This is a genomic window from Amycolatopsis sp. NBC_01286, from assembly GCF_035982555.1.
Taxonomy (GTDB): domain Bacteria; phylum Actinomycetota; class Actinomycetes; order Mycobacteriales; family Pseudonocardiaceae; genus Amycolatopsis.
The window spans coordinates 6,931,352-6,956,562 of record NZ_CP108428.1 but is presented as its reverse complement, the minus strand read 5'-3'; the positions used below and the strand labels follow the sequence as shown (position 1 = coordinate 6,956,562).

The following is a 25,211-nucleotide window of genomic DNA, read 5'->3' as shown; positions in this document are numbered from 1 at the left end:
AACCCCTTGGACACCCTGCGCATCTCCGCGACCGCCAACGGTCTCAACTACCTGCCCGAGTACCTCGCCGGCACGACCGGCCTGTTCCGCGACGCGGGCCTGGCGGTGACCGCCCGCGCCTGCGACCCGTGGACCGGGGTGCTGGACGACCTGGCTTCCGGCGAGGCCGACCTCGCGCTGGGCGGGCTGTGGGCGCCCGGCATGTACGCCGGCAGCAGCCGCGCGCTGACGGTGGTCTGCCAGCTCAACCACCAGGCCCCCAAGGCCATCGTGCACCGCGGCGCGCCCGAAGGCTTCACCCTGGCCGACCTGAGCGGCAAGGTCGTCCTCGCCCCCGGGATCGGCGGCAGCGCGCCCTACGCGGTCACCGCCGGGCTGATCCGGGAGGCGGGCACCGACCCGGACGACGTCACCTTCGTCCGGGACCTCTCGACACCGATGCTGGTCGAGCTGTTCGGCGCCGGGCTGGGCGACGCGATCATCCTGGACCTCGTCTCGGCACTCGAACTCGAAGCCACCGGCCAGGGACGGATCGTGTTCCGCAACCTCGACCAGGGCGGGATCATGCCCAACAGCGTCTACTACTGCCGCACCGACCGGGTCGAGGAGCTGCGAGAGCGGTTCACCCGCTTCGTCGGCTGCATCGACGCGGCCATGAAGAACCTTCCCTCGACACCGGCGGCGACGATCGACGGGATCCTCACCGCGCGCTGGCCGGGCAAGGACCTCGCGATCCTGCGTGACGCCACCGCCCAGATGGCCGCGAGCGCGGTCTGGGCAACGGTCGCGATCGATCCCGCGGGCAGCGACCGGTGGATGCGGATGCTCGCCGAAAGCGCGATGCTCACCCGGGTCCCGGCCTACGACGACCTGGCCGACGACAGCTTCATGAAGGCCTACCGGTGACCGCGGTCCTGCCGGACGACGACCTGGCCGGGCTCGTCGACCTCGGCGACCTGATCGACGCCGTCCGCACCGCGCACGTCGACCTGGCTCTCGGGCTCGCCGAACAGCCGGTCCCGGCGATCAGCACCACGGCAGGCGCCACCATCGTGCTCCCGATGGTGGCGACCTCCCACCGCCTCGGGCTGACCGTCGTCAAGGTCCTCACCGACGCACCCGGCAACCGGGACGGCGACGGTCCGGCCCAGCAGTCCACCGTGGTGGTGCTGGACTCCCGGACCGGCGCCCGCCTGGCCGTCATGAACGGCGGGACCGGCACCCGGATGCGGACCGCGGCCGCCAGCGCCGTGGCCACGGACACGCTGGCCCGCAACGATTCCCGAGTACTCGGACTCGTCGGCGCCGGGCCCCTCGCGGTCGAGCACGTCGCCGCCATCCGCACGGTCCGGGCGATCGACACCGTCGCCGTCTGGTCCCGCTCGGCCGACCGGGTCGCCGAGTTCCGCCGCGCGCTGCTCCGGCGGGAACACGCGGACGGCGTTCCGGCCCTCGACGTGATCACGGCTTCGGGGCCGCGCCAGGTTGTCGAAACGGCCGACGTGCTCTGCACCCTGACGCCGTCCCGGGTCCCCGTCGTCGAAGGCGCGTGGTTCCGGCCGGGGCTGCACGTCAACGCCGTCGGCGCGCCACCCCGGCCCGACCACCGGGAGATCGACTCCGAGGGCATGGCCCGCGCGGACGTCTTCGTCGACAGCACCGCCATCCAGCTGCGCAAGTCCGGCGAAGCCCTGCTGTCGCTGCGCGACGGCGCGACGACCGAGGAGGACTTCCAGCACGAACTCGGCGCGGTACTGGCCGGGCTGGCACCCGGACGGACCGGCCACGAGCAGATCACCCTGTTCAACTCGGTCGGCATCGCCCTGCAAGACCTCGCCTACGCCGCCCTAGCCCTGCAGCCGTATCCGACGGAACACAGCGCCCGACGGTCTCACACTGACTGAATTAGGAGGAACGGCCGTAAAGCGTCCCGACCGCGAGACTGGTGCTGCCACTCCTTCGGCTGAGCACAACTCCCCGACGCTGCTGTCCTGGCTGGGATGCGAGTACCTGGTCCCGGCACGCGTGATCCGGCCGGCCCGGTGACCATGGTGAAACGGGTCGCCCACGCCCTTGAGCAGGCACACCCAGAATTTCGCTCTCGGCGTCGGGCGGCCCACACGCGCGCGATCTACACGGCCCGCTACCTCACCGATCCGGTCTACCGGCGCGTGCCACCGTACCCAGCTGATCACATGTCGATGTTGCGGATAGGCGCGGAATCACCGTGGCGCGGCTAGCTTGAGTTTCAACCCGTTCGACGGGGGCATGGGTTGCTCGACTTGGTGTTCTTGCTGCGCCTAGGTTTTCGGGTGTTCGTACTGGTGACGGTATGACGTCATGGCGTGACGCGGGTCGTTGGTTGGGTGTTCCGGCGGGACGGCCGGGGCCGGGCTGTGAGGGTTTCGGGACACCGGCCGGACAGGCGAGCTGTGGACGCAGGTTCCGAAACCCTCGGCGGACCCGCGCTGGGGTGAGCCGGTGGGCTGGTCGGGGTTTCTCCCAGGGACGACGCAGGTCCGCTGTAAGATCACGGGCCAGGCGGAGCTGGGTGTAGGCGGTCAGCAGCAGCCAGGTCCAGCGGTCGGCCGCCTCGGGCGAGCGAAGTTTCGGGATGGTCCAGGGTTCGGGAGTGCCAAAGCCACACGGGTTTCGCCGGTCGCGCCGGAGGGCAGGCGCTCGACCTGCAGCCGGATCACGGTGCCTTCGATGATCGGCAGGGCACCGTCGTGGCCGGCCCAGGCGATGCGGTGGGTCAGCCGCGGGTGAAGTCGGTCCCAGGCCCGGATCAGCGCGGGACCGTAGAGCCGGGTCGTGGTTTCGGTGACGACGTCGGGTTGCCCCCAGGTGGCCGGGTCACCGAAAGCGAACTCGTCGCCGTGGCGGCGGGGCCTGCCCAACGTGGCGGGCAGCACCATCGAATCGGCGCAGACGGGGCACCAGTCCGACTGATCCCCCATTACTACGCTGCGCGTACTACTCGACGCGTAGCAGTGTGCCGTGGATGCCGAACGACGCCCAGATCCTCGTGCTCTACGCGCTGACCGACGGCCCGCTGCACGGCTACGCCATCAACACCGCGATCGACGACCGGACCGGCGAACGGCTGGGGCCGGGCAGCCTCTACGGCGCCGTCGCCCGCCTGGAGGCGAAAGGGCTGATCGAGGCCCTCGACGGGGAAGGGCGTCAGCGCCCGGTGCAGATCACCGATCAGGGACGCACCGTCCTGGAGCGCGAACTGCGCGCCATGGCCCGGGTCGCCGACGCCGGACTCCGGCGGCTCGGCATCCGGCCGGCATGACCGTCGCCCAGTGGCTGGTCCGGCTCTACCCGCGAGCGTTCCGGGACCGCTGGGGCGTCGACCTGACGGCGGAGGTCCGGAACCACCCCCGGTCGTGGCCGAACCTGCTCGCGAGCGCGGCCGACGTGTGGCTGCACCCCGCCGTCCGGCCCGCCCGCTCGGTCGCCCAGTGGCTGGTCCGGGTGGCCGCGATGGCGGTGATCGTGACCGGTATCGGCTGGTTCGCCGCTCATCTGACGGTCGAGGACACCCGCGGCCCGCCACCGCTCCCCTCTACGACCTGTACACCCGACGCCTGCGCAAGCAGGCTACGGCGGCCGCCAGGAGATCGTCGACGGCCTCCGCGACCTCCTCATCGAACGCGCGACCTCGGGCAGCACGCTCACGGAGGTCGCGGACACTCTGACCGTCGATGACGTCACCGCCCACTTCTGCGACGCCTACTGGCCGGCCTTCCGCGAGATCGACTTCCTCCGTGCCCTGCGCGACTACGCGGGGCGGCAACGCCGGTTCGGTGCCTGACGTCGCACAGCCGGCGGTGCGGCGCTGTCGTACCGCGGTACTACTCGCCGCGCCGGATTGCCTCCCGCGGTACCACGTCGCGGCCCGAGTCCCCTCCTATCGTCGAGGAAGAACGGGCCGGGGCGACCGGTCCGCGGATCCAGGGGATGAACGATGATCGAGGCACACCAGCTGACCAAGCGGTACGGGGAGAAGACGGCGGTCGACCACCTCGACTTCACCGTCCGGCCGGGCACCGTCACCGGGTTCCTGGGGCCCAACGGCGCGGGCAAGTCCACCACGATGCGGATGATCGTCGGACTGGACGCGCCGACCAGCGGTTCGGTCAAGGTCAACGGCCGCCGCTACGCCGAGCACACCTCGCCGCTGCAGGAGGTCGGGGTCCTGCTCGAAGCGAAATCCGTCCACAGTGGACGTTCGGCGTTCGACCACCTGCTCGCCCAGGCCCAAACCCACGGCATTCCGCGACGGCGGGTCGACGACGTGATCGAGATGACCGGGCTGCAGTCCGTGGCGAAGAAGCGCGCGGGGAGCTTCTCCCTCGGCATGGGCCAGCGGCTCGGGATCGCCGCGGCCCTGCTCGGCGACCCGGCCACGATCATGCTCGACGAGCCGGTCAACGGCCTGGACCCCGAGGGCGTCCTCTGGATCCGCAACCTGCTCAGCGGGCTCGCGGCCGACGGGCGCACCGTGTTCGTCTCCTCGCACCTGATGAGCGAGATGGCGCTGGTCGCGGAGCACCTCATCGTCGTCGGCCGGGGCCGGCTGCTCGCCGACACCACCGTGCACGACCTCGTCCGCGACGCCGGCGGCGACACCGTCCAGGTGGCCACCGCGGACCCGGCGCGCCTGCGCGAGGTCCTGGCCGGTCCCGGCGTCGAGATCGCCGGCCGCACCGGTTCCGAGGAGCTGCAGGTGAAGGGCCTCTCGGCGCGCGTCATCGGCACCAAGGCCGCCGAACACGGCATCACACTGTTCGAGCTGTCCGCTCGGACCGTCTCCCTCGAGGAGGCCTTCATGGACCTGACCCGCGACGCCGTCGAGTACCACGGCGTCACCACCGGCATCGACGCGCTCGGGAGGGCGGCATGACCACCTTGACCCCGGAAGCCCCCGCCCGCACCGTCCGCCCGGTCTACCGGGTCACCGGGCGCCACGTCCTGCGCTCGGAGTGGACCAAGCTCTGGTCCCTGCGCTCCACCTGGATCACCCTGGGCCTCGGCCTGGTGTTCCTGGTCGCGTTCGGGCTGATCTCCGCCGCGCGGTACAAGTCGAACATCGGCTCGGGCCAGCCGATGGACCCGGACTTCGCCGGCGCCACCGCGTTGAGCCTGTCGCTCTTCGGCACGAACTTCGCGCAGCTGGCGCTGGGTGTGCTCGGCGTGCTCGTGACCGCCGGCGAGTACTCCACCGGCATGATCCGCTCGACGCTGACCGGGGTCCCGCGCCGGCTGCCGGTGCTGTGGTCCAAGTCGGCCGTGTTCGGCGTCGTCGCGCTGCTCGTCGGCACGGTCGGCGCGTTCCTCGCCTTCGTCTTCGGCAACGCCATCGTGGCCGGGACGCCCGCGGCGATGTCGCTGTCGGACCCGGGCGTGCTGCGCAGCCTGCTGGGCACCGGGCTCTACCTGGGTCTGGTCGGCGTGATCGGGGTGGCGCTCGGTGCGCTCCTGCGCTCGGTCGCCGGTGGCATCTCGGTCCTCGTCGCCGCGCTGATGCTGATCCCGGGCCTGATCTCGCTGCTGCCGAAGTCGTGGCAGGGCGACATCAGCCCGTACCTGCCCAGCAACGCGGGGCAGGCGATGTTCGCGCTGACCCGCGACGCCACCACGCTGGCGCCGACGGCCGGGATGCTGGTCTTCGTCGGCTGGACGGTCCTCGCGCTGGGCGGCGCCGCCTACCGGCTGGCGCGGTCCGACGCCTGATGCCCCACCGCCGGTGCGGCCTTGGTGCCGCGCCGGCGGTTTTCCGCGACGATGAGCAGGTGAGACCCGTGCACGACGACCAAGCCGCGACGCCGTCGTGGACCGGATCCCCGCTGGTCGCCCGGTTGACGGGGTACGGCCAGCGGCTGCGGCAGTGGGACCGGCGCCACCCGTGGGTCCTGGACCTGGCGGTGATCGCCGGGCTGTTCCTGCTGTTCTGCGCGCCGGACCTGGTCCCGGACGGCGACGACGGGCACGGTCCCGAGGAGCTGCTGCTCACGTTCACCCACCTGCCGACGGCCGGCACGCTGGCGCTGCAGGCCGGGTTGCTGCTGCCGCTGTTCTGGCGGCGCCGGGCCCCCTCGGTCGCGCTGGCCCTGACCGCGGCGGCTTTCGTCGTCCAGTGGTCGCTCGACGTCTTCCTGCGCGCCGACGTCGCCCTGCTCGTCGCGCTCTACAGCATCACCCTGCACGCCCGGCTGCGACACCTGCCCTGGGCGGGTGCCGGGGTGGTCACGCTCCTGCTCCCCGTGGCGGCCCGGGTCTCGCGCGCGGTGTCGTTCTGGGAGGCCTTGTTCTTCCTGCTCACCGCCGTCACCGCGGCCGTCGCGCTCGGGCTGGCCGTCCGGATCCGCCGGGCCCAGCTGGCGAGCCTGCGCGACCGCGCGCGGCAGCTGGAGATCGAGCGGGACCAGCGCAGCAAGCTGGCCGCCGTCACCGAACGCACCCGGATGGCCCGCGAGATGCACGACATCATCGGCCACAACCTGTCCGTCATCATCACCCTGGCCGACGGCGGCGCCTACGCGGCCGACCTCACCCCCGAGCGCAGCAAGCAAGCACTCGAGCTGGTCGGCGACACCGGCCGCCAAGCCCTGGGTGAACTGCGGCGCATGCTGGGTGTTCTGAGGGAGAAAGCCGACGCCCCGGAGCTGACCCCGCAACCGGGAATCGGCGACGTCGAGGCGTTGTGCACGCGGATCCGCGCCGCCGGACCGGAGATCCTCCTCCGGTCCGCCGGTGAGCTGGACGCCCTCGATCGCGGGGTGCAGCTGATGACCTACCGGATCGTCCAAGAGGCGCTCACCAACACGCTCAAGCACGCCGGTCCGCGCACCCGGGTCGACGTGCTGATCGCCGTCGAGGGTCCGGCGCTGCGCATCCGCGTCCAGGACACCGGCCCGCCCGACGCCGTCACGCCGCCCGAGCCGCCTGTCGAAGAAGGGCACGGGATCGCCGGGATGCGGGAACGCGCGGCCCTCTACGGCGGCACGGTCTCCGTCGGCCCCACCGCCGGCGGTGGGTGGGCCGTCCAAGCCGTCCTGGACCTCACCCCGATCCCCGTCTCGCCCGGCGGTGCGCTGTGACGACCGTCCTCATCGTCGACGACCAGCCCCTGCAACGGTTCGGCTTCCGGATGCTGCTCGACGCGACACCGGACACCGACGTCGTCGGCGAAGCCGCGCACGGTGCCGAAGCCGTGCGCCGGACCGCGGAACTGCGGCCCGACGTCGTCCTCATGGACATCCGCATGCCCGGTATGGACGGCATCGAAGCCACCCGGCAGATCCTCGCCACCGGCGGCCGATCCCGCGTCCTCGTCCTCACCACCTTCGACCTGGACGAATACGCCCACGCCGCACTCCGCGCCGGAGCCAGCGGGTTCCTCCTCAAAGACGCCCACCCCGAAGAACTGCTCGCCGGCATCAGGGCGGTCGCGGGCGGCGACGCCGTCATCGCACCCGCGCTGACCCGGCGGCTCCTCGACACCTACGCCCAGCGGCTCACGGCCGACGCGCCCGATCCGCCGACCCGGACGGATCCGCGCTGGCTGTCCTTGACCGAACGCGAGCAGGAAATCCTCGTGGCCATCGGCAACGGGTGGACCAACGGCGAGATCGCCGAACGCCTGGTGCTGTCCGAGTCCACGGTCAAAACCCACGTCGGCCGGGTGCTGGCGAAGCTGGGCGCCCGGGACCGCGTCCAGGCGGTGATCTTCGCCTACGACCTGGGCCTGACAGAGCCGAGGCCCCCGACCTGACCGGCGGGTTTCATGTCGGCGACGCCAGGTCCGTGGTCGAAGTGGCGGACGAGGCCGCTTGACGCGGCCCTGAACAGCCTATATAAACCACATGGTTACAGAACCAGGAGGTTATGCATGGGCACGAGCAGCACCCTGGACGCGACGTTCGCCGCACTCGCGGACCCCACCCGGCGGGCCATCCTCGCCCGGCTCGCGACCGGCGACGCCACCGTCACGGAGCTGGCCGTCCCCTTCGCGATGAGCCAGCCCGCCGTGTCGAAACACCTCCGCGTGCTCGAGCGGGCCGGGCTGGTGAAACGCGGCCGGGACGCCCAGCGGCGGCCGTGCCACCTGGTGGCCGAACCACTCAAGGCGGCCACGGCCTGGCTGGCCGGCTACCGCGACTACTGGGAAGCCAGCTACCAGCAGCTCGACGACCTCCTGAAAGACCTGCAGCCATGACCCTCCCGGGACTTCAGGTCATTGAGACGGGCACCGCCGGGCTCGTGCTCACCCGGAAATTCGCCGCTCCCGCCGACCTCGTCTACGCCGCTCTCACCCAGCCCGAGCTGCTACGCCGCTGGCACGGCGCCCACGGCTGGCACCTGACCGGCTGCGACGTCGACCTCCGCCCCGGGGGCGCCTGGCGCTTCGTCTCCCACGGCCCCGACGGCGCGGAAATGGAGATGTACGGCGTGTTCCGCGAAGTCGAGCCACCCGTACGTCTCGTACAGACCGAGATCCACCGCGGCTGGCCCGAAGGCGCCGCGCTGGTCACCACCGTCCTGACCGAGACCGGCGGCCACACCACCATGACCATCACCGCGCAGTACCCGTCACCGGAAATCCGCGACCAGGTCGTGCGCAGCCCGATGCGGCGCGGCGCCGGCGAGGCGTACGACCGCCTCGCATCCCTGCTCGACCACGAGAAACGAGACCACTCATGAACGACCCCGTCACCGAAATCCCCGCCGACCCGACTGCTGTCGCCGCCGATCCCGGCAACCCGCCCGTGCTCCCCGGCGCGTACCTGCTCGAACTCGTCCCCGTGCCGGTCACGGACATCGACCGCGCCATCGTCTTCTACCGCGACGCACTCGGCTTCGCCCTCGACGTGGACGTCCGCCCGGTGGACGGCGTGCGCATCGTCCAGCTCACCCCGGCGGGCTCGGCTTGCTCGATCTCCCTCACCGAGGGCGTGCAGACCATGACCATGCCGCCGGGCACGGTGCGCGGGCTGCACCTGGTAGTCGCGGACATCGAGCAGGCACGCGCCCAGCTCGTCGAACGTGGCGTCGAGGTCGGCGCCGTCGAGGACATGGGCGGCGTGTTCTACGCCTACTTCGCCGACCCCGACGGCAACACCTGGTGCCTGCAGCACATGCCCTGGCGCTGACCACCGTCTCCGCCGTCCGCGCCATCGTCGAGAACCTCACTTCGGTCGCGGCCGCCAGAGCCAGGTCCCCGGCGTCGGGACGGATCGCGTCCGGCCAGTACGGCGGCAGCCCGAAGAAGCCCCCGGGACCTTCCAGGACGTAGCCGGGGTGACCGGGGCAGTACGCCGCTCAGACCGTGGATCGCCAGGGTGACGGCGTAGGCCGGCTGGTCCACAAGGTACCGATCCGGCCGTAACCGGTCGTCGAAACTTCCGCGCCGACGCCGGCACCGCGCCGGGGTCGGGCAACACGTCGGCCGGCCGGGCCGCTCCGACAGCTTCCTACCGGGTGCCGGTGTCGGCGTTGTCCCCGAACGCGAGCGCGGCGCCGACCGTCGCGGGTGGACGCGCGTGCGACGCGAACGGCGGGCTCACCACCGCGATCCGGGTCTCGTGGGTTCGACTCACAAAGCGTGTACGGACACGTTCCCGAACGAGGTCTTCCCCGTCGCCGTCGAACTCTGCAGGCCTACGAAGCTCTCCGCCGGGACCAGCGTCGGGTCCACCACCGACAGCACCTCCCGGCCGCCGTCGTAGAGGGTCAGCTTCGAGCCCTGGACCGCGAAGCGCAGCGCGTGCGTCTCTTCCGGCTTGATGTCCGCCGCCGCGCCCGTGCCCGCCAGTTTCGTGTTGACGCCGGCGTCCACGACGCCGATCGCGTACTTCTGGCCCCAGGACGCGATGCCCGCGTAGTAGTAGCTGTCGCGGGTGGTGAACCTCGTCATCAGGACCGCGTCGCGGTCGTTCAGCGCCGTGCTGTGCGGAGTCACCTCGGCCGCCAGGTCGTAGTCCAGCGTGCGGATCGGCACGTTGCCCTGCAACGTCTGGGTCGCGACCGCGTTGCCCAGCGTCGTCGCGCGGCCGCCGCTGACCTGGAACGACGCGCCGTTCGGGATCTCCGTGCCTTGGGTCATCGTCCACTTCGCCGGGTCGACGATCTGCAGCCCGGTGCGCCGGATCGCCAGCTCGATCGTTTCGTTCCAGCCGGGGCGGTTGTTCTTGGCGTTGAAGAAGACGTGGTCGGCGCCGTTGTGGGTGACGACGAACTGGCGGTACACCATCGCGTCCTCGGGGCCGCCGGCCACGCCGAGGTCCAGCTCCAGGTTCGCCCGCGTCAGCTCCCAGCGGATCCCGTCGCGGGAGAGCAGCTTCCCGCCGCGGGACGGGTAGTCGGCCTGCCAGCCGACGACGCGCATCTCGTAGCCGCCGTCGGCGGTGCGGCGGATGTTCGGGCCGCCGATGCCGAGGGACGCCCAGCCGCCGTCGCGCATCGGGCGCAGGATCGGGTTGCCCGCGTACTTCGTCCACGGCCCGGCCGGGTTCTTCGCGGTGGCGTAGCAGATGTACTCCGGTTCCCCGCCCGCCGACGCGATCTTCCCGGCGGTGTACCAGATCTTCCACGTGCGCTCGGCAGGGTCGTAGTAGAGCGCGGAGTTGTAGATGTAGTCGTCCTCCCACGGCATCGTCGACTCGAGGATGACACCGTGCTTGGTCCACGGCCCGGCCGGCGCGCTCGCCGTCGCGTAGTGGACGCGGCCCTTGCCGGCGGCGTCGATGCCGAAGTAGGTCATGTGCCAGGTGCCGTCGAGGTAGACGACGCTGGGCTGGTTGAGGTTGTTGTGGTCGGTGTCGATCGAGCGGCTGAGCACCGGGTCCGGCGTCTTGGTCCAGGTGACGCCGTCCTCGCTGGTGGCGTACCCGACGTAGTACAACGAGCCGTACCACATCTTGAACCGCGGGCCGCCGCCCTGGTTGTAGACCAGGCACGGGTCCTGCAGCAGCGAGGTCTCCCACGACAACGTCTGGGACATCACCGTCCCGCGGCGCTCCCAGCCGCTGATCGGGCCGAACGTGTCGCGCAGGAGTTCGGCACCGGCCCGGGGCCGGGACGCCGGTGCGGCCACGGCCACACCCGGGAGCAGCGGCGCCGCGGCCAACGCCGCGCCGGCACCGAGGAAGACACGACGAGAGTGCTGGGACATCATTGTTCTCCGTTCTCGTGGGTCGAAACCGAGCGGACGGCCGCCGCGGTGAAGGAACTGCCGAAGGAGACGGCGCGGGCTCCCGCGCCGAGGAACGCCGCCGCGTTGCCGGCGTCGATCCCGCCGGTCGCGACGAACCGCACGCCGGGGAAGGGCGCCCGCAGCGCGGCGATCCAGCCGGGTGTCAGCACGCTCGCGGGAAACACCTTCTGCCAGCGGAAACCGGCGGCGAGCGCGGCCCCCACCTCGGTGCCGGTGGCGACGCCGGGCAGGTGCGGCAGGCCGTGCCCGACGCTCGTCCGGGCCACGCGCGCGTCGAAGCCCGGCGCGACGGTGAACCCGGCGCCCAGGCTCCACACGGCGTCGAGCGCGTCGAGCGTGGTGACCGTCCCCGCGCCGACGCACGCGCCCGGCTCTTCGCGCGCCCACGCGACGGCGGCCGCCAGCGACGGCGCGGATTCTTCGCCGTGCCACGGGACCTCGATCAGCTCGACGCCCAGCGACCGGGCGTCGCGGCAGAGCCGCACGGTGGTGGCGGGATCGTGGCCGCGCAGGATTACCATGACCGGCAGCGCGGTGAAGCGGCGGGCGAAGAAGTCGTCAGCCGGCATGGCGGCGCACCCCCGAAGTGCCGTCCCAGCCGAGGTTCTGCGAGATCTCCGACGCCAGTTCCCACAGCAGCGGCAGGTGCCGGCGAAGGCGCTCCAGCGGTTCGATCGCGCACAACGCCGTGATCGACACGCCGGCGTGCACGGCGCCGGTGTGGTCGCGCACCGGGACCGCGATGCAGGCCAGGAAGCTTTCGTACTCGCCGTCGTCGACGGCGTAGCCCTGCTTGCGCACCCGGGCCAGCTCGGCGGCGAAGTCGCCAGGGCCGGTGATCGTCGAGGCGGTGAACTTCTCGAACGTCGTGGTCGCCAGGATCGCGTCACGCCGGTCGGGCGCGAGGCCGGCCAGGATGGCCTTCGCGACGCCCGCGGTGTGCACCGGGACCGGCGCGCCGATCCGCGAGGCCATCCGGACCGCGCCGTGGCCTTCGACCTTGTCGACGTAGACGATGTCGGTGCCGGCGAGCTCGGCCAGGTGGATCGTGTGGCCGGCTTCGCGGGCGAGCCGTTCCAGCCGGGGCCGGGCGGCGGTGCGCAGGTCCATCGCGTCGAGGCACTCCAGCGCCATCCCGATCAGGCCGAACCCGATGCCCCAGGTGAGGTCGTCGAGCCGGCGCACCAGCCGGTGCCGCTCCATCGTCTGCAGCAGCCGCAGCACGGTGGAGCGGTGCACGTCGAGTTCCTGCGCGAGCTCGGAGAGCCGGCGTGGCCCGCGGGCGCAGGCGTCGAGGATGACGGCGGCCCGGTCGACGGACTGGGACATCTCAGCTCCCTGGGGTCGGCGCGACGGCGGCCCGGACCAGATCGGCGGGCGGGCGCGGGAGGGGGAAGTGGTCGGACAGCGACGTCAGCGCGGCGCCGGCCAGCAGGTGCCCGAGGCGCAGCCGGGCCGGGTGCGGCAGGCCGGTCAGCATCCCGTGCAGCCAGCCGGCGGCGAACGCGTCGCCCGCGCCGACCGGCTCGACGACGTCCACCGGCAGCGCGGGCTCGGTGCACGAGGTGTCCGCCGCGAAGCTCGTCGCCGCGGTGCCGCCGTCCTTGACGACCACGACACGCGGCTCGGGCAGCAGCTCGCGCACGTCGGCGGCGGTCTCGGCGCCCCACAGCGCCTCCGCTTCGTCGAGCCCGGTGAACACGACGTCCGCGCGGCGCGCCAGTCCACGAAGGACAGTCGCGGCTTCGCCGGTGTCCGGCCAGAGCGCGGGACGGTGGTTGACGTCGAAGCTGGTCACGACGTCGCCGTCGAGCGCGTACCCGACCGCGTCGCGGCACGACGCCGACAGCGCGGGCGTGACGCCGGACAGGTGCAGGTGCCGCGGCCGCGCGGCCAGCGCCCGGTCGACGTCGGCGCGGCCGAGCCGGGAGGCCGCCGAGCCGTCGCGGTAGTAGGTGACCGCGGAGCCACCCGGGTGCGGATCCTTGACGAAGAAGCCGGTCCGTCCGGGGCGGCGCCGGGTCAGCGAGACGTCGACGCCGGCCGCGGCGACCTCGTCGAGCAGCCGGGCGCCGAGGGCGTCGTCGCCGACCAGGCTCACCCAGGACGCGGTGGTGCCGAGCTGGACGAGCGCCCGGGCGACGTTGGACTCCGCGCCCGCGGTGGTGAGGGTGAACCGCGTCGCGTGGCGCAGCGGTTCGCCGTCGGCGGGCAGCAGCTGGGCCATGCTCTCGCCGAAGCAGACGACGTCCGGCCGCGTCACGGGACCTCCACGAAGCCGCCGCCGCGCTCCAGGGACTCCGTGGCGGCGAGCACCACGGCGAGGTCGGCACGGCCTTCCCGGCCGGGCACCACGGGTTCGGCGCCGGCGCGGATCGCGGCGAGCCAGTCCTCGACCATCAGGCGGTGGCTGTCGTAGTAGTTCTCCTTGCCCGTGTGCTCGCTCCCCGCCGGGGTCCAGACGTGGCAGCCGCCTTCGTCGGCGTCGTAGTCGACGACGACGTCGAGCCGGCCGCCGGTGCCGAGCACGGTGGCCTCGGCCTGGGCGGCAGCCCCTGGGACCGACCAGGTGAGCAGGGACTGGGCGGTGACGCCGCTCGCCATCCGCAGCGTGAGGGCGACGGTGTCGTCGTCCCCGGCGGCCGCGACCGCCGCGACGGGTCCGCCGAGGCGGCGCAGCAGGCTCACCTGGTGGGTGCCCTGGTCGAGCAGGATGCCGCCGGACGGGCCGCCGCCGTGGCGCCAGCCGTCGCGCACCCACACCCCGCCCACCTGGTACGCGCGGGTGGAGCGCAACGCGACGACGTCGCCGATCCGGCCCGCGGCCAAGGCCGTCCGGGCGTCGAGCACCGCACGCAGGTGCGGGTAGTTCTCGGCGACGGCCAGGACGAGCCCGGCGTCATCGGCCGCCGCGACCATGGCGTGGGCGTCGGACAGCGTAGTGGCGAACGGCTTCTCGACGAGGACGTGACACCCGGACGCGAGCGCCTCGAGCACCACAGCCGCGTGCAGGTGGTGGGGCACGCGGACGTCGACCGCGTCGATCCCGGCTTCCCGCCGTGCTTCGGCCAGCGAGGTGAACGGCCGGGCGCCGGTCAGCTCGGCGACCGCGGCGGCGCGCGCCGGGTCGGGATCGATCGCGGCGGCGAGGCCGCCGAGGGCCGGGTAGACGGTGCGGGCGACGATCTCGCCCATCGCCCCGCACCCGGCCAGTGCCACTCGGGTCACGGACGTTCTCCTTCCGGGCGGTACCGGTCCGCGGGCAGTCCGGTGACGTCGGTTTCGACGGCGAAGAGCTTGCCCGCATGGGGTTCCGCGGCGGACTGCTCGGGCGTGAAACCTTCCTGGGACGTCGTGACGAACAACGTCGTCAGGTCGGGGCCGCCGAAGCAGCAGCTGCTCACCTGGGTGGCCGGGACGTCAACGCGGGCGAGCACCTCGCCGCGCGGGCTGAACCGGACGACGGCCGAGCCGTCCCACAGCGCCACCCAGAGCGCGCCTTCGGCGTCGATGGTCATCCCGTCCGGTGCGCCCAGCCCCGGGTCGATGGCGAACGCGGGCTCACGGCGGCCGTCCGCGGTCACCAGGTCGACGCGCTGGGTGGGCGTGTCGATGTAGTAGAACTCGTCCGGGTTCCGCCAGGCGAGGCCGTTCGAGATCGTCACGTCCGCCAGCACCCGGACGGCTTCGGTCCCCTCCAGGCGATACAGCGAAGCCGCACCCGGCGCGCGGTCCCGGGCCATGCTGCCCGCCCAGAACCGGCCACGGGGGTCGGCCGCGCCGTCGTTCATCCGGGCGTGGCGGCCGCGTTCGGGCTCGGCGAGTTTCCGCAGCGAGCCGTCCGTGCCCAGCCGGGCGAAGCCGAACTCGCTCGCCACGACCCAGCCGTCGGCCGGGTCGGCGCACGGCACGACCGCGCCGGCCGCCTCCCCCAGTGAATACGTCGCCACCACGGAAAGACGAGGAGAATCCCAGGTCGCGCGGCGGACGAGCCCCGCGTCGAGGTCGACCCACAGCAGCTCGCCGCGGACGTCGTCCCAGAGCGGGCCCTCCGCGTGGTCGGCGCGCTCGTCGAACGCGACCTGAGCTTGGTAGGTACGCATCAGCCGATCCGGAACGAGGTGTAGGAATGGGCGGGAAATGTCCGGGTCACCGAGCCGACAGACAAATCCACAGTGGACTCTTCCGGGACGATGTTCCGCGGGTTGCCGGCGGTGTTCACGGCGTTCGGCCGTCCTTCCAGGACGCTCACCGCCGCCTTGCCCCGGGTCCCGTCGAGCCGGAGGGTGTAGGTCAGCGGCGCGTCCGACGCGTTGACGACATCGATCGACAGCTTGGGGCCCGCCAGCGCGGTGACGTCGAACAGCTCGTCGCCGCCGGTGACATCGGTGCGCAGGACGCCGGGCTGCCACGACGCCGCCTTCATCCGGTGGACGTAGTACGGCGGCTGGCCCCAGACCTGGTTCTGGTTCAGGAACACCAGGCCCTGGTCCCAGCCGTTGTCGTTCTGGCCGTCCACCTGCAGCGCGTTGGCCGAGGAGACGACGTCGACCTTCGGCCGGCGTTGCAGCGCGTTGATCGCGTAGGCGTTGCCGATGGCCCGGGCGAGGTCGTGGCTGTCGGCGTTCAGCTCGAAGACGACCACCTTGTAGTCCGCTCCCGGGGCGATCCGGCCGAGCTGGTCGACGTAGCTGTCGAGCGCCCGGATCTGGGACGGCACGCCGGCGGCGTCCTGGGTCCACAGGTGGATGTCGAACTGGACCTGGGCACCGTACTGCTTCGCCAGGTTGAGGATCTTCTGGTGCGCGGCCAGGGTGTTCACCTTGCCGCCGCCGGTGAAGTGGAACGGGTCGGTGATCACGTCGCTGTAGGTGAAGTCGCCGACGACGAGCTTGATCGTCGGGTCGTAGGCCCAGATGACGTCGGCCAGGGCCTTGAACTTCGTCCAGTACGTCTCGTCGACGGCGTTCTCGTTGCCGAGTTCGAGACGGTGCACGGTGTACGGCGCGGGATGGCCGTCGGCGACGCGTTTCGCGCCCCACGCTGTGGTCTTGGCCCCGTACAGGTACTGCATCAGGTCGGCGATGTCCTGCGGGGTCTCGTCGATGTTCAGCGACGGGACGGCGTCGATGCCCATCGCCTCGCCGAGGCGCAGGAAGTCGAAGATGCCCCAGCCGTTGGACTCGTACGGGTACCAGAAGCCCCGCGTGACCGGCCGCGTGACCGGGTCGCCGATCATCGTCCTCCACTTGTAGTCCGAGACGTCGCCGCAGCCGCTGTTGGCGCAGCCGCCGAACCGGATCGCGCGCAGGCCCTGCTGCACCATCGCGTCGGCGACGTCCTTGCGGACGGGCAGGCCCTGGAACCGGCCCCACGCGCCGGGCTGCAGGAACGCGTACCCGACGTCGGCGCTGCCGGGCGCGGTGAGGTCGACGGTGAACCGCGCGTGCGCGTCGGTCGCCGACGGCGTCATCGTGAAGGAGTAGGTCCGCCAGCCGGCGCCCTGCGCATGAATCGACGTCCGGGCGTAGGTCTTGGTGCCGTCCGCGTTCTGCAGGGCGAGGCTCACGGGCTGCGTCGTCCGCAGGGTGATCTTGCCTTCGTACGGCTTGCCGCCCACCACCCCGATGCCCTGCCGGTTGAGGCCGCGGTTCTCGACACCGACGCTGCCGCGACCGGAGACGAAGGTGATCCGCTGGTCCTGGCGGCCCTTGAACGGCGTGGTCGTGTCGAGGGCGTAGGTGCCCCGCGCTCCGCCGGACGCGGTGGGCCGCCACATGCCGCTGACGCCGGCGTCGTGCTCGGGTTCCTGGAACGCCTCGCCGAACAGCAGCTGGCTGTAGATGCCGCCGTAGATCTCGTGGTTGACGTCCTCCAGACCGGTCGCGACGTCGGTCCGCGGCGCCTGGCTCACGACGTCGGCGTGCACGGTGACGACGCGCTGAACCGTGGTCGGGACCAGATTCCACGTCTGCCCGGCGCGGCCGCCGACCGGGCTCCACAGCTGCGTTTCGGTGCCGGCCGCCGTCTGACCGTCCTTGGTGGACAGGAGACGGTTTCCGGTGCCCTGGTTGGCGATGGTGACCGTGCCGCCGCCCGCGTCGGCGACACGCCAGTGCTGGTCGGGGTAGCTGCCCAGGTAGTCCCACAGGTGCACGACGGCGCCGTCGTCGGCGTGACCGTCCACTGTCGACAAGGCCTTTCCGTTGCCGTCGTTGACGATCTCGGAGTAGCCGTCACCGAGGTCGACGAGGCGCCAGAGCTGGTCGCGGTTCCCGGCGTAGGGGTCGACGGTGACGACCGGGTCGGTCCCGGTGCGGGTCAGGCCCAGCGCGTTGCCGCTCTGCGCCTCGACGATGGTGAACGTGGTGTCGGCGGCTTCGGCGCGGACGGCAGTGGGGACGGTCGCGGCCAGCGCGAGCGCCAGCGCCGCGACGAGGGGACGTCTCATGGTGGCTCCTCAGCTCTGGTTCCGCTCGGACCGGCGGGCCCGCAACCGGTCGGTGACCACGGCGACAGCGAGCACCGCGCCGAGCACGATCTGCTGGTAGTAGGGCGAAACGTGCAGGATCACCAAGCCGCTGTTGATGCAGACCAGCAGGATCGCGCCGAACGCGACGCCGATCACCCGGCCCACTCCCCCGCTCAGGCTGATCCCGCCGATGACCGCGGCCGCGATCGCGTTGAGCTCCCAGCCGGTGGCGACACTGGGCTGGCCGACGGTGAGCCGCGCGGTGACCAGGACGCCGACCGCCGAGGCGAGGACGCTGCTGACGACGTAGGCCAGCACCACGCGCCGCCGCGTCCGGATCCCCGCGAGGCGGGACGCTTCGGCGTTGCCACCGACCGCGTAGAGCTGACGGCCGACGTGGGTGCGTTCGAGAAAGAACCACGCGAGCACACACGCTCCGACGAACAGCAGCGCCGGCACCGGGATCGCGGCGATCCGGTACTGCGCGACGCTGGTGAAGGTCGCGCCGACGCCGTCGATCGGGAAGCCCTGGGTGAGCGCGAGCGCCGCACCGCGGGCCGCGACGAGCGTGACCAGCGTCGTCACGAACGGCGGTACGCCGAGGATGGTCACCGAAAAGCCGTGCACCAGCCCGATCGCCGCGCCGGTCACCAGCGTGACGGCGATGGCCACGACGTCGGGCAGGCCCGCGTGGACGTTCAGCCACGCCGACCACACCCCCGACAGCGCGACCACCGAGCCGACCGACAGGTCGATGCCGCCGGTGATGATGACGAAGCTGACGCCGAGCGCGAGCAGGCCGTACTGGGCCAGGTCGACGCCCATGGTCTGCAGGTTCGACAGGCCGGCGAAGTTGGCGTTGCCGAGCGCGAACACGGCGAACACCACCACGACGGCGCCGACGACGCCGATCTCCTTGCCGCGCAGGAACGAGGGACCGCCCCGCTCGGGCACGGTGTCCGGCGGGGCCGGTTCGGTTTGCGTGGCGGTCACGGAGCCACTCCTTCCGGGACGTCGTTGGCGGCGGTCATCAGGGCCTGCTTGCTGTAGGCCGAACGCGGGACGGTCGCGGCGAGCCGGCCGCCGGCGAGCACGACGGTCCGGTGCGTCAGCCGCATCAGCTCCTCCAGTTCGGAGGAGGCGATCACGACGGCCATGCCCTGCGCGGCGAAGGACTCGACGAGGTGGTAGATCTCGGCCTTCGCGCCGACGTCGACGCCGCGGGTGGGCTCGTCGAGCAGCAGCAGTTTCGGGCGGGTGGCGAACCAGCGGCCGAAGATCGCGCGCTGCTGGTTGCCGCCCGACAGCGTGCCGATCGGCTGTTCCTGGGTGGCGCAGCGCACCCGCACTGAGCGCCGCACTTCTTCGGTGAACGCCTTTTCCGCGCGCGGGCCGAGGTAGAAACCGCGGCGCGCAAGACGGGGCAGCGAAGCGAGCGAGATGTTCCAGCGGACCGGGGCGTCGAGCAGCAGCCCTTGGTGCTTCCGGTCTTCGGGGACCAGGCCGACGCCCGCGCGGACGGCGTCGGCGGGGTGCTTCGGCGCGTACGGGCGGCCGTGGAGACGCATCGAGCCCGCGGTGATCGGGGTGGCGCCCATCAGGGCGTGCACCAAGCGGCTGCGCCCGGAGCCCATCAGGCCGGCGACGCCGAGGATCTCGCCGCGGCGCACCTCGAAGCCGACGGGCCCGATCCCGGCGGCTTCCAGCGCCCGCACTGTCAGCACCGGCTCGTCGCCCGGCGGCGGCGGGTCGCCGTCGACCAGGACCTCGGCCTCGTCGCCCGCCATCGCGCGGATCATCGCCTCGTGCGTCGCCTGCTCCGGCGTCAGATCGGCGACCAGCCGGCCGTTGCGGAGTACGAGGACGCGGTCGGCGATCTCGCGCACCTCGTCGAGCCGGTGGCCGATGAAGAGCACGACCTTGCCCTGCGCGGCCAGGTCCCGCGCGCACTGCAGCACGCGGCGCGCCTCGACCGGGCCGAGCGCCGAGGTCGGCTCGTCGAGCACCAGCACCGACGGGTCCCGGCCCAGCGCCTTCGCGATCTCCACGAGCTGGCGTTGCGCCACCGACAGCCGGACGACCGGCCGGCGCACCGGGATGTCGGCGTTGATGCGGGCGAGCATCGCGCGGGCGGCGCGTTCGGTCCCGCGGCGGTCGAACACGACACGTCCGCTGCCGGCGCGCCGGCCCAGCATGAGGTTCTCCGCCGCCGACAGCTCGGGCACGAGCGGGAACTCCTGCGACACGGTCGCGACGCCGAGGTCCTGGGCGTGGGCCGGGTCGCCGTTGCGCAACGGCGTACCGCCGATGGTCACCCGGCCTTCATCGGCGGCGGTGGCGCCGGTCAGCACCCGGATCAGCGTCGACTTGCCGGCGCCGTTCTCGCCGAGCACGGCGACGACCTCGCCGCCGCGCAACGCGAGCCGGTCGACGTTGAGCACTTCGACGGTGCCGTACCGCTTGCGCAGACCGGCCGCCTCGACGTGGACGGCGGTCACTGCGTGACCCCCAGCTTCTTGAGGTCGTCCAGGTAGGTCTGCAGGTTGTCGCCGGTGACCAGGCCGATGCCCGAGCTCAGCGTGCTGACGCCGTCCTTCTCGGCCAGGTACGGCCGCAGGAGCTGGTCCGTCGCGTCCTTGCCGAGCACCTTCAGCGCGGTCAGCAGGTACACCCCGAGGTAGCCCTGCTGGTAGGGCCGCTGCAGCACCATCGCCTGGACGACGCCGTCGCGCACGAACTCCACGGTCTTCGGTTCGGCGTCGTCGGCGACGACCTTCACCGCACCGGCCTTGCCCGCCGCCTTGACCGCCTGCCCGGCCGCCGGGCCGTCGTAGGACCACACGGTGTAGATCCCGGCGAGGTCCGGATTCGCCTGCAGCACGGTCTGCGCGTTCGACAGCGCTTTCGACGGGTCGGAATCGTCGTTGAGCGTGTCGACGACCTGGATACCGGATCCCTCGATCGCTTTCTTGAATCCGGCGATGCGCTGCGTCGCGTTCGCGGCGGTCAGCGAACCGGTGAGGATGGCGACCTTTCCGGAACCGCCGAGCAGCGTTTTCATCGATTCGCCGGCCTTTTGCCCGGCGTCGGTGTTGGGGGTGCCGAGGTAGGTGACCGGATCCGGCGTCCCCGACAGCGGGGAGTCGATCGCGACCACGCCGATCCCGGCCTTCTGCGCGGCGCCGACCGGGCCGACGACGGCCTTGGGGTCGACGGCCGAGACCGTGTAGCCGTCCACCTTGTCCGAGCGCAGGGTGTCCAGGATGGACAACTGGGCGCTGAGGTCACCGCCCGCCGGAGCCTGGAAGTTCGCTTGCACACCAAGCTCTTTCGCCGCGTTCTCCATGCCCGTACGGCCTTCGGTCCAGTACGCCGACGGACTGTTGATCACCATGGCGACGCGCACGCCACCGGCGCCCTTGGCCTGCACGGCCTGCTTGATCTTCCCGGCGAGCTCGCCCAGCTTCGCGTCGTTGAACTCGGTCGAGCCGGCCAGTTTCGCGGCCGCCTGGCCGGACTGCTGTTTCGCGTCGTCGGTCGCCGACGTGCAGCCGGAAAGGGTGAGTGCCGTCGCGGCGGCGAGTGCGGTCGTGGTGATGAGGACGCGGCTGACGGTCATGGCGAACTCCTTTGTTGCGCGATTTGCACACCCGTGTGCGCAGTGAGCACGTCTAGCGCGGAAGACTGCGCCGGACCCCCTTTCCTGTCAAGATTTCCGGGCCGAATCAGTGGCTTTGTTGCGCCCTCTGCACATCACCATTCCGCGAACGAGCCGTCCGCGTGCGTCCACACGGGCGTGCGCCAGCGCATCCCGTGCTCGTGGGCCTTCCGGACGGCGTCTTCGTCGATCTCCACGCCGAGGCCGGGACCGGGCGGGCGTTCGACGTACCCGCCGGTGAACGTGAAGACCTCCCGGTCGACGACGTAGTCGAGCAGCTCGGCGGTGCGGTTGTAGTGGATCCCCAGCGACTGTTCCTGGATCAGGAAGTTGGGGGTGGCGAAGTCGACCTGCAGGCACGCGGCCAGTGCCAGCGGCCCGAGTGGACAGTGCGGCGCGAGGACCGCGCCGAACGTCTCGGCGAGGGCGGCGATCCGGCGCACCTCCGAGATGCCCCCGGCGTGGGCCAGGTCGGGCTGCACCACCCGGACGCCGGCCTCCAGCACCGGGAGGAAGTCGCCGCGGGAGAAGAGGCGTTCGCCGGTGGCGATCGGGCGGCTGGTGCTCTCGACGAGCCGTCGCAGATTCGTGTGGTTGTGTTCCGGCACCACGGGTTCTTCGATGAACAGCGGGTCGAACGGTTCCAGCGCTTCGATCAGGCGCGGTGCGGCGGCCGCGCTCACCCGGCCGTGGAAGTCGACGGCGAAGTCGCGGTCCGGGCCGAGCGCCTCCCGCACCTGCCGAGCCCGGTCGGCCGCGGCCGCGACGTCGCGCGCGCTCGGGATCGGCGGGAACTGCGCGGTGGCGTTCATCTTCACCGCCGTCATCCCGGCCTCGCGCTGCGCGGTGGCCGCGGCGGCGACGTCGTGCGGCGAGTCGCCGCCGATCCAGCCGTACACCCGGACGCGGTCGCGCACCGGACCGCCGAGCAGCTCGTACACCGGCACGCCCAGCCGCCGGCCGGCGATGTCCCACAGGGCCTGGTCGAGCGCCGCGATCGCCGACGACCGTTCCGGGCCGCCGCGGTAGAACCCGCCCTTGGTGAGCCGCTGCCAGAGGTCTTCGATGCGGCGGGGGTCCTCGCCGACGACCTGCTCGGCCAGGGCCGTGACCGCCGCCGCGGTGACGTCGGCCGATCCTTCGAGCCCGCCCTCGCCCCAGCCGTGGATCCCGGCGTCCGTCGAGACCTTGACGAACATCCACCGCGGCGCGACGAGAAAAGTCTCGACGTCGGTCACCCGCATACCCACTCCTTCGCTAGAGTATGATTTATCATACTCAAATGGGAGGCGAAGTGAACCCGCTGAGCGGACCGGGCGGCCTGCACGCACAGGTGGTCGACGCGATCGGCAGCCGGATCGCCACGGGCGAGCTGGCCCCCGGATCGGTGCTGTCCACGGAACGGATCGAGCAGGAGCACGGGGTGTCGCGCTCGGTGGTGCGGGAGGTCCTGCGCACGCTCACCGGGCTCGGGATGGTCCAGCCGCGCCACCGCGTCGGCACCACCGTGCTGCCCGTCGCGGCGTGGAACCTGCTCGACCCGCGCGTGATCACCTGGCGCGCGGCCGGACCCGACTCCCGGCGCCAGCTCGGCGAGCTGCTCACCCTGCGCGAGGCCCTCGAACCGATGGCCGCGCGCAGCGCCGCGGCCGGCCGGGACGACGAGACCACAGCGACCCTGCGCGAAGCACTGGCCAGCATGACGACCGCGTTCCAGGACGGCAAACCACACGACTTCGCCACCGCGGACACCGCGTTCCACGAAGCCCTGCTGCGCGGCGCGCACAACGACGTGCTCAGCCAGCTCGTGCAGACCGTGCTGGCCACCCTGCACGCCCGCTACACCGGGCACCGCTCGTTCAACGACGAGACGGCGGTGTCGCTCGACCGCCACTGCGAGCTGGTCGACGCGGTGGCGGCCGGCGACCAGGCCGCGGCGGAGGCGGCGTCCCGCGCGCTCGTGCGCGAGGCGCGGGCCGAGGTCCTCGGCGCTGCTTCCGAAGAGGAGAACTGACGTGACGTCCTTCGACCTGACCGGTCGCCTCGCGCTGGTCACCGGCTCTCGACGCGGCATCGGCCGGGCCATCGCCGAGGCCTACCTCGCCGCCGGTGCCCGCGTGGCGCTCAACAGCCCGGACGCCGATCAGCTCGCCGCGGCGGCCGCCGAGCTGGGCGACGGCGTCCTCACCTGCGCCTTCGACGTCTCCGACAGCGACGCGGCGGAGGCGGCCCTCGAGCAACTCGTGGCCGAGCACGGGTGTCCGGACATCCTGGTGAACAACGCCGGGATCCAGGTCCGCGGCCCGCTCACCGAGCTGCCGGTCGAGGACTGGCGCCGGGTCGTCGACGTCGACCTGACGAGCGCGTTCGTCGTCGGCCGGACACTGGCGCGCGGGATGATCGCGCGCGGCAGCGGGAAGATCGTCAACATCTGCTCGGTGCAGACGCACCTGGTCCGGCCGACGACGGCGCCGTACGCCGCGGCCAAGACCGGGCTCGCCGGGCTGACCCGGTCGATGTGCGCGGAGTGGGCGGGCCACGGGATCCAGGTCAACGGCCTGGCGCCGGGTTATCTCGACACCGAGCTCAACGCGTCCCTGGTGGCGGACCCCGAGTTCTCGGCGTGGATCACCCAGCGCACCCCGGCCGGCCGGTGGGGCCGCCCCGAGGACGTCACCGGCCCGGCGGTGTGGCTCGCGTCGGCCGCGTCGGACTTCGTGAACGGCCAGGTCGTCTACGTCGACGGCGGCCTGACGGCGGTGATCTGAGTGACCGTGCTCCCGATGGGCCGGGCCGTGACGGTGCTCGGCGCGGGCCGGCTGTCCACACAGGACTTCCCGGACATCTCCCCCGGCGCGGGCGACGCGGTGGTCGACGTCTCCTACGGCGGCGTCTGCGGCTCCGACGTCCACTACTGGCAGCGCGGGGAAGTCGGCGAGTCCGTGCTGGCCGACCCGATGGTGCTGGGCCACGAAGTCGTCGGCACGGTCCGCACCGCGGCCGCCGACGGCTCGGGCCCGGCCGCCGGCACGCCGGTCGCCGTTCACCCGGCCCAGACCTGCGGGGAGTGCCCGCGCTGCCGCGAAGGCCGGGACAACCTGTGCCCGCACCTGCGCTACCTGGGCAGTGCGGCCCGCCGCCCGCACACCCACGGCGGTTTCGCCGACCGGCTGCTGGTGCCCGGCCACCGGCTCGTCCCGGTGCCGGCGGGGCTCGCGTTGCGCACGGCGGCACTGGCCGAACCGGCGTCCGTGGCCCGCCACGCGCTGACCCGCATGGCCGCGCTGGCCGGCGGGGTGCGCGGCCGCCACGTCCTGGTAACCGGCGCGGGCCCGATCGGCCTGCTGGTGGTGGCCCTGGCGCACATCGAGGGTGCGGCGGCGGTGACGGTCACCGATCTGCACCCCCAGCCCCTGGCGGTGGCGCGGCGAGTCGGCGCGACCGGCACCCTGACCGCCGGCGAATCCTTGCCTCAGGTGGACGTCGCGTTCGAGTCGTCGGGCGCCCCGGTGGCGGTGGCGACGGCACTGGGCGCCCTGCTCCCCGGCGGCACCCTGGTCCAGGTGGGCCAGCTGCCCGGTGACGGCGTCGCGGGGCCGTGGCACCTCACGGTCCCCCGCGAGCTGACGTTCGCCGGCTCCAGCCGGTTCGCGGGCGGGATGGCCGAAACCCTGGCCACGATCGCGGCGCACCCGGCGTTGTTCGCCCCGATCGTCTCCGCGCAGTACACAGTGGACGAAGCGGAGGAGGCGCTGGCCGTCGCGAGCCGTCCGGAGCGGTCGAGCAAGGTCCTGCTGCGGTTCGGGACCCCCTGACCGATGTCGCCCCGGCTCCGCCGACGTGGCCGGACATCG

At 72.2% G+C, this 25,211-nt stretch carries 27 protein-coding genes; 14 read left to right on the top strand and 13 right to left on the bottom strand.

Annotated elements, in window-relative coordinates:
* The first annotated feature begins 6 nt into the window (after positions 1–6).
* Together OG570_RS32790 and OG570_RS32785 are read left to right on the top strand one after the other, a co-directional pair.
* On the top strand, positions 7–906 hold the full coding sequence (locus tag OG570_RS32790; RefSeq protein ID WP_326952924.1) for an ABC transporter substrate-binding protein: 900 nt from the start codon (positions 7–9) through the stop codon (positions 904–906).
* The gene (locus OG570_RS32785) at positions 903–1,904 is read left to right on the top strand and encodes an ornithine cyclodeaminase family protein (protein WP_326952922.1); all 1,002 of its coding nucleotides are present in this window, start codon (positions 903–905) and stop codon (positions 1,902–1,904) included. Before OG570_RS32790 ends, OG570_RS32785 begins: the two co-directional genes overlap by 4 nt.
* Positions 1,905–2,561: 657 nt before the next feature.
* Here OG570_RS32785 and OG570_RS32780 read toward each other — a convergent pair.
* Positions 2,562–2,918: a hypothetical protein gene (locus tag OG570_RS32780; RefSeq protein WP_326952921.1), complete on the bottom strand. Its 357-nt coding sequence runs from the start codon at positions 2,916–2,918 to the stop codon at positions 2,562–2,564.
* A gap of 86 nt (positions 2,919–3,004) precedes the next feature.
* On the opposite strand from OG570_RS32780, the gene OG570_RS32775 reads away from it, so the two are divergent.
* From OG570_RS32775 to OG570_RS32735, 9 genes are all read left to right on the top strand, one after another.
* Positions 3,005–3,301: a PadR family transcriptional regulator gene (locus OG570_RS32775; RefSeq protein ID WP_326952920.1), complete on the top strand. Its 297-nt coding sequence runs from the start codon at positions 3,005–3,007 to the stop codon at positions 3,299–3,301.
* A gap of 327 nt (positions 3,302–3,628) precedes the next feature.
* Positions 3,629–3,823, top strand: coding sequence for an undecaprenyl diphosphate synthase family protein (locus OG570_RS32770; protein WP_326960228.1), 195 nt, complete (start codon positions 3,629–3,631; stop codon positions 3,821–3,823).
* A 153-nt stretch (positions 3,824–3,976) separates the two neighbouring features.
* The gene (locus OG570_RS32765; protein ID WP_326952919.1) at positions 3,977–4,915 is read left to right on the top strand and encodes an ABC transporter ATP-binding protein; all 939 of its coding nucleotides are present in this window, start codon (positions 3,977–3,979) and stop codon (positions 4,913–4,915) included.
* On the top strand, positions 4,912–5,745 hold the full coding sequence (locus tag OG570_RS32760; RefSeq protein ID WP_326950097.1) for an ABC transporter permease: 834 nt from the start codon (positions 4,912–4,914) through the stop codon (positions 5,743–5,745). Before OG570_RS32765 ends, OG570_RS32760 begins: the two co-directional genes overlap by 4 nt.
* Positions 5,746–5,813: 68 nt before the next feature.
* Positions 5,814–7,112 (top strand): sensor histidine kinase, encoded by a 1,299-nt coding sequence (locus OG570_RS32755; protein ID WP_326952918.1) that lies wholly within the window; start codon positions 5,814–5,816, stop codon positions 7,110–7,112.
* Entirely contained in the window at positions 7,109–7,786 is a 678-nt protein-coding gene (locus OG570_RS32750; protein ID WP_326952917.1) for a response regulator transcription factor, read from the top strand. The genes OG570_RS32755 and OG570_RS32750 overlap by 4 nt, the downstream gene beginning before the upstream one ends.
* A gap of 117 nt (positions 7,787–7,903) precedes the next feature.
* A complete protein-coding gene (locus tag OG570_RS32745; protein WP_326952916.1) occupies positions 7,904–8,230 on the top strand; it encodes an ArsR/SmtB family transcription factor in 327 nt (108 codons plus the stop codon).
* Positions 8,231–8,274: 44 nt separating this feature from the next.
* Positions 8,275–8,715 carry an SRPBCC family protein gene (locus OG570_RS32740; protein ID WP_326952915.1) on the top strand — a complete coding sequence of 147 codons (441 nt, stop codon included), beginning with the start codon at positions 8,275–8,277 and terminating at the stop codon, positions 8,713–8,715.
* Entirely contained in the window at positions 8,712–9,164 is a 453-nt protein-coding gene (locus tag OG570_RS32735) for a VOC family protein (protein ID WP_326952914.1), read from the top strand. The genes OG570_RS32740 and OG570_RS32735 overlap by 4 nt, the downstream gene beginning before the upstream one ends.
* Before the next feature lie 321 nt (positions 9,165–9,485).
* Here the strand turns inward: OG570_RS32735 and OG570_RS32730 are convergent, their stop codons facing one another.
* The 12 genes from OG570_RS32730 to dgoD all read right to left on the bottom strand — a co-directional run bounded on the left by OG570_RS32730 (position 9,486) and on the right by dgoD (position 22,601).
* Positions 9,486–9,611 (bottom strand): hypothetical protein, encoded by a 126-nt coding sequence (locus OG570_RS32730; RefSeq protein WP_326952913.1) that lies wholly within the window; start codon positions 9,609–9,611, stop codon positions 9,486–9,488.
* Complete coding sequence (locus tag OG570_RS32725) at positions 9,608–11,185, bottom strand: hypothetical protein (protein ID WP_326952912.1); 1,578 nt, start codon at positions 11,183–11,185, stop codon at positions 9,608–9,610. Before OG570_RS32725 ends, OG570_RS32730 begins: the two co-directional genes overlap by 4 nt.
* A complete protein-coding gene (locus OG570_RS32720) occupies positions 11,185–11,796 on the bottom strand; it encodes a bifunctional 4-hydroxy-2-oxoglutarate aldolase/2-dehydro-3-deoxy-phosphogluconate aldolase (protein WP_326952911.1) in 612 nt (203 codons plus the stop codon). The genes OG570_RS32725 and OG570_RS32720 overlap by 1 nt, the downstream gene beginning before the upstream one ends.
* Entirely contained in the window at positions 11,786–12,556 is a 771-nt protein-coding gene (locus OG570_RS32715; protein ID WP_326950106.1) for an IclR family transcriptional regulator, read from the bottom strand. Before OG570_RS32715 ends, OG570_RS32720 begins: the two co-directional genes overlap by 11 nt.
* Before the next feature lies 1 nt (position 12,557).
* Positions 12,558–13,490 carry a sugar kinase gene (locus OG570_RS32710; protein ID WP_326952910.1) on the bottom strand — a complete coding sequence of 311 codons (933 nt, stop codon included), beginning with the start codon at positions 13,488–13,490 and terminating at the stop codon, positions 12,558–12,560.
* Positions 13,487–14,455, bottom strand: coding sequence for a Gfo/Idh/MocA family protein (locus OG570_RS32705; RefSeq protein WP_326952909.1), 969 nt, complete (start codon positions 14,453–14,455; stop codon positions 13,487–13,489). Before OG570_RS32705 ends, OG570_RS32710 begins: the two co-directional genes overlap by 4 nt.
* On the bottom strand, positions 14,452–15,330 hold the full coding sequence (locus OG570_RS32700; RefSeq protein WP_326952908.1) for an SMP-30/gluconolactonase/LRE family protein: 879 nt from the start codon (positions 15,328–15,330) through the stop codon (positions 14,452–14,454). Before OG570_RS32700 ends, OG570_RS32705 begins: the two co-directional genes overlap by 4 nt.
* A complete protein-coding gene (locus OG570_RS32695; protein WP_326952907.1) occupies positions 15,330–17,678 on the bottom strand; it encodes an RICIN domain-containing protein in 2,349 nt (782 codons plus the stop codon). Before OG570_RS32695 ends, OG570_RS32700 begins: the two co-directional genes overlap by 1 nt.
* A 9-nt stretch (positions 17,679–17,687) precedes the next feature.
* The gene (locus OG570_RS32690; RefSeq protein WP_326952906.1) at positions 17,688–18,692 is read right to left on the bottom strand and encodes an ABC transporter permease; all 1,005 of its coding nucleotides are present in this window, start codon (positions 18,690–18,692) and stop codon (positions 17,688–17,690) included.
* A complete protein-coding gene (locus OG570_RS32685) occupies positions 18,689–20,197 on the bottom strand; it encodes a sugar ABC transporter ATP-binding protein (protein WP_326952905.1) in 1,509 nt (502 codons plus the stop codon). Before OG570_RS32685 ends, OG570_RS32690 begins: the two co-directional genes overlap by 4 nt.
* Positions 20,194–21,318 (bottom strand): substrate-binding domain-containing protein, encoded by a 1,125-nt coding sequence (locus OG570_RS32680; protein ID WP_326952904.1) that lies wholly within the window; start codon positions 21,316–21,318, stop codon positions 20,194–20,196. Before OG570_RS32680 ends, OG570_RS32685 begins: the two co-directional genes overlap by 4 nt.
* 134 nt (positions 21,319–21,452) lie before the next feature.
* Positions 21,453–22,601 carry a galactonate dehydratase gene (gene dgoD / locus OG570_RS32675; protein WP_326952903.1) on the bottom strand — a complete coding sequence of 383 codons (1,149 nt, stop codon included), beginning with the start codon at positions 22,599–22,601 and terminating at the stop codon, positions 21,453–21,455.
* Between the two features lie 38 nt (positions 22,602–22,639).
* Here dgoD and OG570_RS32670 point away from each other — a divergent pair, with 38 nt between their 5' ends.
* Genes OG570_RS32670 through OG570_RS32660 form a run of 3 tightly spaced genes read left to right on the top strand, consistent with a single transcriptional unit; the run spans position 22,640 to position 25,172 of the window.
* Entirely contained in the window at positions 22,640–23,371 is a 732-nt protein-coding gene (locus tag OG570_RS32670) for a FadR/GntR family transcriptional regulator (protein ID WP_326952902.1), read from the top strand.
* Position 23,372: 1 nt separating this feature from the next.
* Positions 23,373–24,125, top strand: coding sequence for an SDR family oxidoreductase (locus OG570_RS32665; protein ID WP_326952901.1), 753 nt, complete (start codon positions 23,373–23,375; stop codon positions 24,123–24,125).
* Positions 24,126–25,172, top strand: coding sequence for an alcohol dehydrogenase catalytic domain-containing protein (locus OG570_RS32660; protein WP_326952900.1), 1,047 nt, complete (start codon positions 24,126–24,128; stop codon positions 25,170–25,172).
* The last annotated feature ends 39 nt before the right edge of the window (positions 25,173–25,211 follow it).